This window comes from Pseudothermotoga sp. U03pept (genome assembly GCF_051235805.1).
Taxonomy (GTDB): Bacteria; Thermotogota; Thermotogae; order Thermotogales; family DSM-5069; genus Pseudothermotoga_B.
This window is the reverse complement of record NZ_JBPNXV010000001.1, coordinates 646243-659687: the sequence shown is the minus strand read 5'-3', so window position 1 is coordinate 659687 and position 13445 is coordinate 646243. Positions and strand designations below refer to the sequence as shown.

The window sequence follows — 13445 nt, the reverse complement described above, 5'->3', positions numbered from 1 at the left end:
GAGGACTGAGCAATGCCTGAATTTAGAAAAGATCCTGTTTTGAAGCGATGGGTCATCATAGCGACTGAAAGGGCAAAAAGACCGCACGATTTCGTGAAACCAAAAGTTGAAGAAAAGCCAGCCTTCTGTCCTTTTGACTACGGCAACGAGCACACGACGCCTCCTGAGATTCTCGCCTTTAGACCTGCTGACACTGCACCAAACTCACCAGGTTGGTGGGTTAGAGTTGTTCCAAACAAGTTCGGTGCGGTTAACCCAGAGCTCAAAGCAAAGAAATATGGCCTTGGCATGTTCGACGCTATGGAAGGTTTTGGATACCACGAAGTAATAATCGAGACGCCAGATCACAATACTCATCTCGCGCTGATGGATTACAAGCAAGTAGAGGAGATAATCTGGGCATACAAACAGAGGTATGAAACGATTGCAAAGGATTCGAAAATTCAGTACATTCTTATCTTCAAAAACCACGGTAGAGATGCCGGTGCTTCTTTACAGCATCCTCATAGCCAGTTGATCGCAATACCTATAGTTCCCAAGAGAGTTCAAGAAGAACTGAACGGTTCTCAAGAATACTACGGGTATAAAGAACGTTGTGTGTTCTGCGATATAATAGATCAAGAGATGCAGAGACAAGAAAGAATAGTTGAGGAGAATGACTCTTTCATTTCAATCGAACCTTTTGCAGCTCGTTTCCCGTGTGAAACTTGGATTCTTCCAAAGAGGCATATGAATTGCTTCAACGACATAACCGAGAAGGAAGTGAAAGCTTTTGCGATGGTTCTGAAAAACACTCTCTACAGAATATACAAGGCACTCGACAATCCACCTTACAACTTCATGCTGCACACCGCACCGGTGACAGGTGAAGGAAAAACTTACTATCACTGGCATTTGGAGATCGTCCCTCGCCTCACCAATGTGGCAGGTTTTGAGTGGGGCTCGGGTTTTTACATAAATCCTATGCCTCCAGAAGAGGCGACAAAATATTTACGAGCAGTTGAAATGCCGTGAAATTGTGGTAAAATTACCATGTAGAACTCTCACTCCAAGGAGGATTGGTAGGATGGAGATTTTGAAGGTCAGCTCAAGTTCGAATCCCAACAAGGTGGCGGGGGCTATCGCAGGAGCTTTGTCCAAGGCAGACAAAGTGGAGATCCAGGCAATCGGTGCTGGTGCTGTTAACCAGGCTGTGAAAGCCATAGCAGTGGCAAGAAGATTTCTAAATGAGGGTGGGAAGGATATTTACATGATTCCCGGATTCATTGAAGCTTTGATCGACAACGAAACACGAACGGGAATGTCCTTCAAGGTCTTTGTAACAGCGAAACAATCTTGAACAGATGCAAGATGTCCTACGAGAGATAGCAAATGCCTGCAAACAAGATCGAAGAATCTTCGAGATTGTTCAGGCTGTTGCAGCGATGACGCCAGAAGAAAAGGAATCTTTTGAGTCAAAGGTGAAGGCGTACTTTCTGAGTAGGACAGAAGATGTTGATTTACAAGCTTATGAATTCTACACTCTGATACTGAATGACTCAAACGCACAGAGAGTTTTGGAAATTGTTTCATCAAATGAAATGTGTGTTTAAGTGTTTTTGTGTTTTGAAGCACTTCTCCTGTTGTGTGGTATAAATGTTTTGTGCGGGCGTAGCTCAGTGGTAGAGCATCAGCTTCCCAAGCTGAGGGCCGCGGGTTCGAGACCCGTCGCCCGCTCCAGACCTCAACTCGGACTAGGGCAAAGACCCTGCCTGGGTTGAAGGAATAGATCAACAGGAGGTGTAGTCGTGGATCAAAGAGAAAAGCAACAGATCATCGAGCAGTTCAGAATCAACGAAAAAGACACCGGCTCAGTAGAGGTTCAGGTGGCGATACTGACAGCGAGGATCAGGCACCTGACAGAGCATCTGAAGAATCATCCAAAGGATTTTCACTCAAGACGTGGTCTGATGAAGATGGTCGGAAGACGGCGAAAGTTTCTCAAGTACCTGAGAAAAGCAAATCCCGATTCCTACAGGGTTTTGATCGAAAAGTTGAATTTGAGAAAATGAAAAAGTGAAGAGATGTTGAGGGCGGGCATCTGCCCGCTTTTAGTTTCTCAGAAGTAGAGGTGATTTACTTGAGGATTTGGAAACGTGAGATCTTAGGCAGAGAATTTTACGTAGAACACGGAAGGATCGCAAAGCAGGCAAATGGAGCCATTTTAGCTCGAATGGGCGAGACATCTGTATTGGCAACCGCAGTGATTTCTGATTCAGCAACCGAAGGAATCGACTTTGTGCCATTGACAGTAGAATTTCAAGAGAGATTCTACGCCGCCGGAAAGATACCCGGAGGTTTTGTCAAACGTGAAGGTAAACCATCAGAAACAGCAATTTTGTCTGCGAGAACTATTGACAGGCCAATCAGACCATTGTTCCCAAAAGATCTTCGCAATGAGGTGCAGATCGTAGTCACCGTGATCTCTGCAGATGCAACGAACCCACCTGATATCGTGGGAGTCATGGCAACATCGCTGGCATTGAACATCTCAGATATCCCATTCAACGGTGTAGTTGCGGCTGTGAGAGTTGGGCTTGTTGATGGTGAGGTCGTCTTCTTCCCCACAGATGTTCAACTCGAAAAGAGTTTGTTAGACATAGTCGTGGCAGGGACCGAAGACGCAATAACCATGGTCGAGGGTGAAGCCAAAGAAGTGAGCGAATCTCAGATGATAGAAGTGCTCTTCAAAGCTCATGACGCTATAAAACAAATCATTGAGTTCGAAAAGGAAATCCTCTCAGAGTTCGATATCAAGAAAATCCAAGTTGAAGAGAAATCTCTACCTGAAGAGATCGCAGCTGATTTTACTTCATTGATAAACGAAGGTGAACTAAGAAACAGGCTTCTAACCCAGGGCAAAAAGGCGAGAAGTGCTGCGCTGGATGAATATTACCAGTCAATAAACAAAAAGCTTGAAGAAAAGTACGGCACAGAAAAGATTGAAGAGCTGTCGGTTCTGTTGAAAGAAGCCTATGAAGAAAAGCTGAAACACAAAATGAGAAGAATCATAGTCGAAGAAGGAATAAGACTTGATCTGAGAAATCCAAAACAGATACGTCCAATAAGCTGCGAGATAGGACTATTGCCAAGAGTTCATGGTTCGGCACTCTTCACACGAGGCGAAACACAGAGCCTTGGAATAGTAACACTTGGTGCTCCAATGGACGAACAGATCATAGACTCTTTGCTCGAGGAAGGCACTAAAAGATTCATGCTTCATTACAACTTTCCTCCGTTTTCAACTGGTGAAGTAAAGCCACTTAGAGGACCGAGCAGAAGAGAGATAGGACATGGCTATCTTGCAGAAAGGGCTCTGAAATTCGCGCTTCCTAAGGAAGATGAATTTCCATACACCATAAGGGTTGTTTCAGAGATACTCGAATCAAACGGTTCATCGTCCATGGCAACGGTCTGTTCTGGTTCGCTCGCTTTGATGGACGCAGGTGTGCCAATCAGCAAACACGTAGCAGGTGTCGCCATGGGTTTGATACTTGAAAAAGATGCCGAAATAGTTCTCACAGACATACTCGGTGCAGAAGACCACTGGGGTGACATGGACTTCAAAGTCGCTGGTACTAAGGACGGAATCACAGCTTTCCAGATGGACTGCAAGGTCTCTGGAGTATCTCGAGAACTCTTGGAAAGAGCCCTTAATCAAGCAAAAGAAGCGAGGTTGTTCGTCCTTGAGAAACTCTATGGCGCTATAGACAAACCAAGAGAGAAACTGTCTAAATACGCACCGATCATCAAGGTCACCAGCGTTGATCCATCAAAGGTCGCAGAGATAATAGGACCTGGTGGTAGAGTAATCAAAGCCATAATAAAGGATTTCGATGTACAGATATCTGTGGATGACCTAACTGGCAAGGTGAGTGTGATCGGTGAGGATGATTCAAAGGTGCAGGCTGCTCTGAATCAGATAAATGCCATTGTGAAGGAAATAGCGGTTGGTGATATCTTCGACGGAAAGATCACACGTATTGAACCATTTGGTGTCTTCGTCGAGATCGCACCTGGGAAGGTCGGCTTGCTGCATCAAAGTAAACTCACGAGAAACTTGAAATCACTCAAAATGGGAGAGGTTCTCAAAGTGAGAGTTAGTAACATAGACAACATTGGAAGACTTCAGCTTGAGGAGTTTCCCACCGACGAGGACCAAAGGCAGAGGAAAAAACCGTACAGAAGAGATAACCAAGAGGATAATTGATCAAAAAAATCGTAAACAAAGTCGGCATGTTGAATGCCGACTTTCTTGGAGGTAAGTTCTGTGAAAATAGAGAAAAGAGAGATCGGTTCCAGTATCATCTATTCACTACCTGTAAGAGGTGTAAAAACTCTGTCGCTTGCCTTTGCTATTCCTGCAGGCTCAGCCCATGAGCCCAAAGATCTTGCTGGTGCAGCTCACCTTCTGGAGCACGTCGTTTTCAAGGGTACAAAGAATTACGAGGAATATGCTTTGAAATACGAACTTGAGGTTGTTGGAGGTAGTGTTAACGCGTTCACCACCAAAGATTTCACCGTCTATTACACGCGTGTGCCCTACTCACATTATGAGAAAGCAATTGAGATTCTCTGTGAACTGGTCTTCAACCCACTCATTGAAGAATCAAAGGTAGAATTGGAAAAATCTGTTGTCATCGAGGAAATAAAATCCTTCAACGAAGACTACATCAGCAGAGTTCATGATCTGTTCAGTGAAACTCTGTTGGAAGAACCATACAACAGACCCGTGAGTGGATACGAAAAAACAGTTGCAAAACTGAACTCAAAGATCTTGAGAAATTTCCATTCTCAGAACTACGGCAATCTAAGAGTAGTTGCCGTCGGGAAGGTTACAAAATCATTTTTCGAAAAGCTTGAGAAAAGCTTGAGGCAATTTGATAAAGCTGTAGAAGAAAAGGACAGGGTAATTTCCTTCAAACCTGTCTCTCGTGTCTTTGAAGAGAAAAATGATCTAACGCAAATACACACAGTCGTCGGTCTACCCATTGATCTGGGAGTAGAGAGTAAACAGTACTCTGCCTTTCTGGTTTTGAACACTCTGCTCGGCAGCGGCATGAGTTCACTGCTGTTCAACAGGATTAGAGAAAAGCACGGACTCGTCTATGATATAGATCTGGTGAGCAACGCATGGAAGGACAGATCCCTAATCGGTATTTATGCCTCAACGAGCACTGAGAAATTCGAAAGGTACACCCAGGAGATAAACAAGATTTTCAACGAAGCATCGATATCCAAAGATTACTTTGAGTACGGAAAGAAAAGACTGATAGGAAAACTTCAGATGGTCACAGAAAGCATCCCAGCGATATTTTCATACATCTTGGAGTTCTTGATAACCAAAGTTGAACCATTCGAATTGAACACCCTATTAAAAGCGGTAGAATCAGTTTCCCACAAAGATGTCCAAAGCCTTTGGCATCAGCTTTGCACAAGTAAATGGCACTGGTCATGCCTGATTCCCAAAGGGAGTGAAGAACTCGTAAAAGGCTTATGACAGGACAGCTCATTTGGAAAAGAACAGAAACTTTGGTTGCTGGCGAGGTATCGATGGAAACTGTGAAACTGAGTAATAATGAAGCTCCCATAGTTCGTCTGGGTCAGCCTTTGACTGATGAAATCATTGAGAAGCTGATAGAAAACGGCGTGAAATATCTATGGGTTCAGATCTCACCGGTCAGTCCTCCCGTTGTAAATGCAGAGAAGATAGAAGAATTAAAGCACGGGGTGAAGGAGATCTTCACAGATGCCGCCCAAAAGATGAAAATTGACAAGAGAGAGATACAAGATCTTTCAAATCAAGTTGTGAACGATATTGTGAAGAACTTTGGTGATAAGCTATCTCTGATCTTCTTAATCCAACAGAATGATGAAGAATACACCTATGTTCATGAAGTGCACGTAGGGATGATATCGTCTTTAATAGGCCTTGAACTTGGAATGCCGGTGAACCAGCTATCGCGCTTGGCTTTTTCTGCAATGATTCATGATATTGGTAAAATCTTGGTACCCAAAGACATACTCTATGCACCAAGAAGACTGAGCGAAAAAGAATTTGAGATGGTTAAGAAGCACGTTGAATTCGGCGGTAGAATCTGTAAAAACTCTGGAATAGAAGATCAAGGCGTGCTCAGCGGCGTCACAGATCACCATGAAAAGCTCGATGGTACAGGTTATCTGAAGCGTCTGACAGATCCAGAGATTACCCTGTTTGCCAGAATTATAGGTACCGCAGATATATACGATGCACTGATCTCAAATCGTTCCTATAAATCTTCGTGGTCTCCCTACAAGGCAATCTCAGAACTCATCAAGCTGGCGGCTTTTCGTAAATTAGACAAGAAGGTCGTTCAAGCTTTTGTATCAGTAGTCGGATTATACCCTGTCGGAACAACGGTAATACTCAGTTCTGGTGAGAAAGGTGTGGTAGTCGGTAACACAATAAACAGAGCCACACAGCCAATCGTACTACTCGAATCGGGCGAACATGTTGATCTCGCAGAAGAAAGAAATCTCACTATATTAGAAGTTTTAGATTAAGACCAAAGATCGCACTCATCTGAGGATTTCCCCAAGCTTGCCTCAGTGTTTTTCTCTTAGGAATTGACTTTGGATTAATTCAGAGGCTCAAACTAACAAAGGATGAACTTTCTTGATGAAAGATGTGAGCAAGACTTTGCAAAACGTTGCTCGAACAGAACCTCAAAAACATGAAAAGCTCAGTCTTTCTTGCGTAGATGGTTTTGTTACTCTCCTTCGAGAATCTTTGCTTTAGACACAGTCTGGAAATTTCTGAAAAACCCACAGCCGTCTTTACTCTAAGCTTCTATCGGTTCAGCGATTGGAACATGAGGACAGAGAGGTTAAAACGTGTCGAAATAGATTCTGCAGTTATTTATTATGCTTTTTGATCAATTCAAAGTGTACAAAACGATCTTTTGTGTGTTCTTTTACAAAATCATAATATCTGTCATGCTTCTTGATTAATATAATGCCACTATCATTAGAGTGAGTAGAAAGGAGCGTAGAAAAGATGACTTTGAAGGAGAAATTAATGGAAGATCTGAAGACTTCAATGAAAAGCAAAGATGAGGCAAAGGTGCGAACGATCAGATTGATCTTGGCTGCGGTTAAGAACTTCGAAGTGCAAAAAATGGGACAAGCGACAGACGACGAAATCTGCCAGTTGCTCTCAAAAGAGATCAAGAAAAGAGTTGAAGCTATTGAGATGTACAGGCAAGGAAAGCGAGAAGATTTGGCGTCAGAAGAGGAAAAAGAACTTGAGATAATCAAAAGCTATTTGCCACAGCAGATGAGTGAAGAGGAAATAAGAGAAGTCGCCAAGAAGATTTTGTTACAGAACAATCTTTCGTCACCAAAAGATCTCGGAACAGCGATGAAATTGATCATGCCTCATGTCAAAGGAAAGGCAGACGGGAAAGTCGTTAACAAGATAGTTCAGGAGCTCTTAGGAGGTTGAGTCCTTGTCAGACACGATAGCTGCGATTTCTACTCCAAAAGGGTTAGGTGCAATAGCCGTCTTGAGAATGAGCGGGGGCAACTCGTGGCAGATCTGCCAAAAGATACTACAAAGAGAGATACAAATTGAGCCAAGAAAGGTTTTTCACAACTTTGTGAAAGATCCTGATGGAACTTTGCTCGACGAGATAACAGTAGTCTTTTACAAGGCTCCGAATTCTTACACCGGTGAAGACATGGTTGAAATAACCTGCCATGGAGGTCCTGTTGTGAGTCAATCGATCTTGGATCTCTTGCTTTTGAATGGCGCGAGATTGGCTGAACCTGGAGAATTCACGAAAAGGGCATTCCTCAATGGAAAAATAGATCTCACGAAGGCAGAAGCAGTCAAACAGATCATAGAAGCACCATCGAGAACGGCTGTGAAAGTAGCAGTGAACAACCTGTCTGGTAAATTGTCAACGGCTATTGAGAGACTCAGAGAGATGCTTCTGGGCTTACTGGCTCAAATAGAAGTGGATTTCGATTATCCAGATGAAGTTTTCGCTGAATACAGTCTCATAAGGCAACAACTCGAAGAAGCCTCAAAGTTCTTAGACGAACTTCTGAAAAACGCTCAGAACAGGTTGGCTTTGTCTAATGGTATAAAGATCGTGATCGTTGGAAAACCAAACGTAGGTAAGTCTTCTCTTTTGAATGCACTTGTGAGGGAAGAACGTGCGATTGTCACCGAAATACCAGGAACTACGAGAGATTTGATTCAGGTGCCCACCACCATTCAAGGTGTCTTTTTCACAATAACCGATACAGCGGGTATAAGAGAATCGCAAGACAGAATAGAGAAAATAGGTATAGAAAGAACCATCAAAGCTGTCTCTGAAGCCGATTTGATACTCTTCGTTCTCGACGCAACTACTCCCATAGACGAAGACGATATGAAGATTCTCAGATTGATCAAAGACAAAAGATACCTTGTGGTAATCAACAAGATAGACGCAAATGATCTTATCGATCGAGATCTGCTCAAAGAGATACTGAAAACAGACCTTCACGTCATCACTGCCTCAGCGCTTCAAAGGGATGGCATCGAGGAGATCGAAAGAGAGATAGTGAGATCGGTTGCAGACATCACACAAACTACAGAAGGGTATGTGGCAACCCAAAGACAGTACGAACATCTATCCAATTGCAAGGCAGAACTCTCAAAGGCTTTGAAAGGGATTGAAGAAGATATACCAAAAGATCTTGTTGCACAAAATGTCAAGAACGCGCTCTTAGATCTTGATATATTACTTGGAAGAGATTATTCCACAGAGGTACTCGATAAAATCTTCAAAGACTTCTGTGTTGGAAAATGAAAGAGGGGGAAAATCCCCCTCCTTGCAGAATTACTTCACCTTTTCCTTCAGAGCTTTGCCAGGTTTGAATTTGGGGACTTTTCTTGCAGGAATTGTGATGGCTTTCTTGGTCTGTGGATTGACGCCTTTTCTGGAAGCGGCTTTCCTGACCTCGAAGCTTCCAAAGCCGACGAGTTGGACCTTTTCTCCCTTAGCAAGTGCGTCTGTGACTGTTTCGAAGATCATGTCGACGACCTTTTTCACATCCTTCTTTTTGAGCCCGGCTTTCTTTGTCACTTTGTCAACGAGTTCTTTCTTGTTCATCCGTTATCCCCCTCCTTTTATAGGGTTTTGGGAGTTATGACCTCCCTCTTTGTAGAATAATAGCACTTTTCAATGGGTCATTTCAAGTCCCCCTGATCAGAGGTGAAAAAACATCGTCTGTCATCTGGAAAACCATGATGAAAACGAGGAATTCGATGCGAAATAACGAGAAAAACTTTGTATGGTGGTGATTTCGAAAGTAAATGCCTTCTTTCTCCGGTTTTCATGGTATTATTGAATGATAAAACGAATATCCGGGAGGGCTTGTTGTGAAAAAGTTGTGTGTGTTCTTAGTACTGTTGTTGAGCTTTTCCTTGCTGGCAGTGACGCAGTTTGTACCTGCCAATTACGATCAACTGCTGATAGCTAAAAACAACGGCGATCATTACACGGCCGCGAAAAAAATTCAGTTGCTTGACATCGTCATGAATGGTCTTGGGATCGAGCCGATGGTTCAAGGCTTACTGGCAAGTTCTGTGGTTCAGTATGGTGCTACTGTCGAACAGCTGAACGATCTTCTGAGCAAGGATACGCTTGTAATCTTTTCAGGTCAAGATTTCACTGCAGTACTTGGTCCTTCGAAGTACGCATCAAAACTCATCAAAGCAATCTCTGGAATACTTGGCTCTGGAAGTTATGTAGCACAAAATGGCGATTATTTGCTGATTTCATCGAGCCCTGATCTTCTTCAAAAATGCCAAAAAGGTGGGGGTAAGATACCAGAGGAAGTCATGAAACAGTTCGACGATTCCTCGATATGGGCAGTCATCTTTTCACCGAAGCTTACTGTAGAAGATGCAACCTTCTCGATGAAGGGTACCATTAGAGTTCTTAAGGACAGATTGTCTGGAGAATCAACAATCTACGCTGAAAACGAAAAAGCCAAAGCACTTCTTAAAGATATGAGACCGTCTAAGAATTTTGATCTTTACAAAGACAAAAACATCGGTGGCGAGATATTCGTTTTTGGAAATGTCTCGAATTTTGTCTCACTCAACAATGTGTATCAAACACTGAATCTGTCTGATCTTCTTTCAAAGGTTCCTGCAACCTTGAGTGCAACGGAAACTCAAGCATTCGAAAAACAATTCGAAGGACTGATGGAACTTTCAAGCAAGTTGACAGGCCAATTGGCTTTTTCTGTAAAAGTCAGCAATCTTCTTGAAGGGCTTTTAGCACCTCAGCAAGAGCAGGCAGGACAAGCAATGAACCCTGTCTTCTATGGTGTTGTTGGTGGAGAGATAAAACTCGAAGAACTCCAAAAATCTCTCGCAGGTCAGATTAAAACCTCTAAGAACCTGCGCTATCTTGATCTCGATGGAGTTTATGTCACCAGTGAAAATGGCAAGATCAAGTTCTACTCTTCTGTACCGACTGAGTTCTCGAACGAAAAAGGCTCTCTTGACAAGGTGTTGAAGCTCTATGATCCAGAAAAAATGCCAATATTCCTTTGTGTAGACTTTGCCCCGATTCTTGAGAAACTTCTTGGAATGAATGTAGAATCTCTTTTTGTTTTAACAAGCTCAGTGGATGATAAGGCTTTCACGGTAAACTGGTATCTTAAATGAGGAGGTGCTGTGATGACAAAAAAGTTGGTTTATTTCTTCGCAAATGGGTCGGCCGAAGGTAGCGCCGGGATGAAGGATATCCTCGGTGGTAAAGGTGCAAATCTCGCTGAAATGACAAACCTTGGTATACCCGTTCCGCCTGGTTTCACCATTTCTGCAGAAGTCTGCAGATATTTTTATCAAAATGGACGGACTTATCCACAAGGTTTGAAAGAAGAGGTCTCGAAAGCAATGAAGAGACTTGAAGAGGTCACTCAAAAAGGCTTTGGAGACCCTGAGAAACCTTTGCTTGTCTCTGTGAGATCTGGTGCAGCTATATCGATGCCAGGTATGATGGATACCATTCTCAACCTTGGTTTGAACGACAAGACCGTGGAGGGGCTTGCCAAACTGACAAACAATCCAAGATTTGCTTACGATGCTTACAGAAGGTTTCTCCAGATGTTCGGTGACACAGCCTTAGGCATGCCAAAGAACAAATTTGAAAATGCCCTTGAAGAAATGAAAAAAGCAAAGGGAGTCAAACTTGACGTTGAACTCGACGAAAAAGATCTACGAAAGCTCGTTGAAGTATTCAAGGAGATCTACAAAGAAGAGAAGAAGGAATTCCCGCAGGATGTCGAGAAACAGCTTTGGCTTGCCATCGACGCAGTTTTTGGAAGCTGGATGAGTGAAAGAGCTATCAAATACAGAGAGATAAACAACATCAGAGAAGATCAAATGCTTGGAACAGCAGTGAATGTTGTAGCAATGGTCTTTGGCAATATGGGTGAGAAATCTGGAACCGGTGTGGCATTCACAAGAGATCCAAACACAGGCGAGAACGAGATATACGGAGAATTCTTGCAGAATGCTCAAGGTGAAGATGTCGTTGCGGGTATCAGAACGCCGCTACCACTCGCTGAGTTGAAGAGACTCATGCCATCTGTCTACGATGAACTGATCCAGATCATGAAGAAACTGGAAAAACACTACAAAGACATGCAAGATATAGAGTTCACAATCGAAGAAGGAAAGCTCTACATGCTTCAGACCAGAAGTGGAAAGAGGACTTCAAAAGCAGCGATCAAGATCGCAGTTGACATGGTTCATGAAGGACTTATCGGCAAAGAAGACGCTGTAATGCGTGTCAAGACAGAAGATGTTGAACGAGTTCTTCATCCGCGCTTTGATGACAAAGCCAGAAAATCTGTGCCCGTGATAGCAAAAGGTCTCCCAGCTTCTCCAGGAGCAGCAACCGGAAAGGTCATTTTCTATGCAGCAAAAGCTGAAGAAATGGGTCGCAACGGTGAACAGGTGATCTTGGTTAGACCGGAAACAAGCCCGGAGGATGTCGGTGGAATGGCATTTGCACAGGGAATACTCACCTCAAGGGGTGGAATGACTTCCCATGCAGCGGTTGTGGCTCGCGGTATGGGTAAGCCTGCAGTTGTCGGCGCAGAAACGATAGAGGTCAAGGAAGAGGAAGGATTCTTCAGGGTAAACAAGACAATCGTGAAAGAAGGAGAATGGATTTCGATAGATGGATCAACTGGAGAAATACTGCTCGGTAAAGTGCCAACGATCAAACCTGTTGGTCTGGAAGGCGAAGTTGCTGAATTGCTGAAGTGGGCAGATGAAATAAGAAGGCTCGGTGTTAGAGCAAATGCAGATATACCGAGAGATGCTGAAGTAGCCAGAAAATTCGGAGCCGAAGGTATTGGTTTGTGCCGAACTGAGCACATGTTCTTTGAAAAAGACAGAATACCAAAGGTCAGAAAAATGATAGTGGCAAAGACCAAGGAAGAGAGAGAAAAAGCCCTTGACGAGCTTCTGCCATTGCAAATGAGTGACTTCAAAGGCTTGTTCAAGGCAATGGCTGGTTTCCCAGTAACAATAAGACTCATAGATCCCCCGTTGCATGAGTTCTTACCACACGACGATGAACAGATCAAGGTTACCGCAAAGGAACTTGGAATATCTGAAAAAGAGTTGAAAGATGTCGTCGAATCGCTGAACGAGTTGAACCCAATGCTTGGTCACAGAGGTTGTCGTCTCACGATCACCTATCCAGAGATCGCCGTAATGCAGACAAAAGCCATCATCGGAGCTGCGATCGAACTGAAGAAAGAATCAAATCTTGACGTAATTCCAGAGATTATGATTCCGTTGGTCGGTCATGTGAATGAACTTATTTTCCTGAAAAAGATAGTCAAAGAAGTTGCAGATCAGATGATAAAGAACTCTGGTGTGCATATCGAGTACAAGATTGGTACGATGATCGAGGTTCCAAGGGCTTGCGTCACCGCAGAAGAGATTGCAAAAGAAGCAGAGTTCTTCAGCTTTGGAACCAACGATCTGACTCAGATGACCTTTGCCTTCAGCCGTGACGATGTTGGCAAGTTCTTACCAGAGTACCTACAGAAGGGTATTCTCGAGCATGATCCGTTCAAATCAATCGACCAAGACGGTGTGGGCGCACTCGTGGAAATGGGCACCAAGAAGGGAAAATCAGCAAGATCAAACCTAAAGGTTGGGGTGTGTGGAGAACACGGTGGAGATCCTCGCTCGATTCACTTCTTCCACAGAGCTGGTCTTGATTATGTGAGTTGTTCTCCTTACAGAGTTCCCGTCGCAAGATTAGCAGCAGCCCAAGCCAATCTCGCTGGGAAATCTAAGAAGCATGAAGACTGAGAAAGATTAAGGGGCGCTTTAG

12 protein-coding genes and 1 tRNA gene are annotated in these 13445 nt (G+C 43.6%); 12 read left to right on the top strand and 1 reads right to left on the bottom strand.

The window, feature by feature from the left end:
* Window positions 1-12 precede the first annotated feature (12 nt).
* The 10 genes from galT to mnmE all read left to right on the top strand — a co-directional run bounded on the left by galT (window position 13) and on the right by mnmE (window position 8879).
* Window positions 13-1014, top strand: coding sequence for a galactose-1-phosphate uridylyltransferase (gene galT / locus ACSFC1_RS03285; RefSeq protein WP_435564697.1), 1002 nt, complete (start codon window positions 13-15; stop codon window positions 1012-1014).
* Window positions 1015-1066: 52 nt separating this feature from the next.
* Window positions 1067-1339 carry a stage V sporulation protein S gene (locus tag ACSFC1_RS03280; RefSeq protein ID WP_435564696.1) on the top strand — a complete coding sequence of 91 codons (273 nt, stop codon included), beginning with the start codon at window positions 1067-1069 and terminating at the stop codon, window positions 1337-1339.
* Window positions 1340-1343: 4 nt separating this feature from the next.
* Window positions 1344-1592, top strand: a complete 249-nt coding sequence (locus tag ACSFC1_RS03275) for a hypothetical protein (protein ID WP_435564695.1) — start codon at window positions 1344-1346, stop codon at window positions 1590-1592.
* A 52-nt stretch (window positions 1593-1644) separates the two neighbouring features.
* A tRNA-Gly gene (locus ACSFC1_RS03270) sits at window positions 1645-1719 on the top strand.
* Window positions 1720-1787: 68 nt separating this feature from the next.
* A complete protein-coding gene (gene rpsO / locus ACSFC1_RS03265) occupies window positions 1788-2051 on the top strand; it encodes a 30S ribosomal protein S15 (protein ID WP_435564694.1) in 264 nt (87 codons plus the stop codon).
* A 68-nt stretch (window positions 2052-2119) separates the two neighbouring features.
* Window positions 2120-4249 carry a polyribonucleotide nucleotidyltransferase gene (locus tag ACSFC1_RS03260; protein ID WP_435564693.1) on the top strand — a complete coding sequence of 710 codons (2130 nt, stop codon included), beginning with the start codon at window positions 2120-2122 and terminating at the stop codon, window positions 4247-4249.
* A gap of 60 nt (window positions 4250-4309) precedes the next feature.
* Window positions 4310-5539, top strand: coding sequence for a M16 family metallopeptidase (locus ACSFC1_RS03255; protein ID WP_435564692.1), 1230 nt, complete (start codon window positions 4310-4312; stop codon window positions 5537-5539).
* A 53-nt stretch (window positions 5540-5592) separates the two neighbouring features.
* On the top strand, window positions 5593-6582 hold the full coding sequence (locus tag ACSFC1_RS03250; RefSeq protein ID WP_435564691.1) for an HD-GYP domain-containing protein: 990 nt from the start codon (window positions 5593-5595) through the stop codon (window positions 6580-6582).
* Between the two features lie 493 nt (window positions 6583-7075).
* A complete protein-coding gene (locus ACSFC1_RS03245; RefSeq protein WP_435564690.1) occupies window positions 7076-7522 on the top strand; it encodes a GatB/YqeY domain-containing protein in 447 nt (148 codons plus the stop codon).
* Between the two features lie 4 nt (window positions 7523-7526).
* Window positions 7527-8879 carry a tRNA uridine-5-carboxymethylaminomethyl(34) synthesis GTPase MnmE gene (gene mnmE, locus ACSFC1_RS03240; RefSeq protein WP_435564689.1) on the top strand — a complete coding sequence of 451 codons (1353 nt, stop codon included), beginning with the start codon at window positions 7527-7529 and terminating at the stop codon, window positions 8877-8879.
* 30 nt (window positions 8880-8909) lie between these two features.
* Here the strand turns inward: mnmE and hup are convergent, their stop codons facing one another.
* Window positions 8910-9182 (bottom strand): DNA-binding protein HU, encoded by a 273-nt coding sequence (gene hup / locus ACSFC1_RS03235; RefSeq protein WP_435564688.1) that lies wholly within the window; start codon window positions 9180-9182, stop codon window positions 8910-8912.
* Window positions 9183-9451: 269 nt separating this feature from the next.
* Here hup and ACSFC1_RS03230 point away from each other — a divergent pair, with 269 nt between their 5' ends.
* Window positions 9452-10750: a hypothetical protein gene (locus ACSFC1_RS03230; protein ID WP_435564687.1), complete on the top strand. Its 1299-nt coding sequence runs from the start codon at window positions 9452-9454 to the stop codon at window positions 10748-10750.
* A gap of 12 nt (window positions 10751-10762) precedes the next feature.
* Window positions 10763-13423, top strand: coding sequence for a pyruvate, phosphate dikinase (gene ppdK / locus ACSFC1_RS03225; RefSeq protein WP_435564686.1), 2661 nt, complete (start codon window positions 10763-10765; stop codon window positions 13421-13423).
* Window positions 13424-13445: the final 22 nt, after the last annotated feature.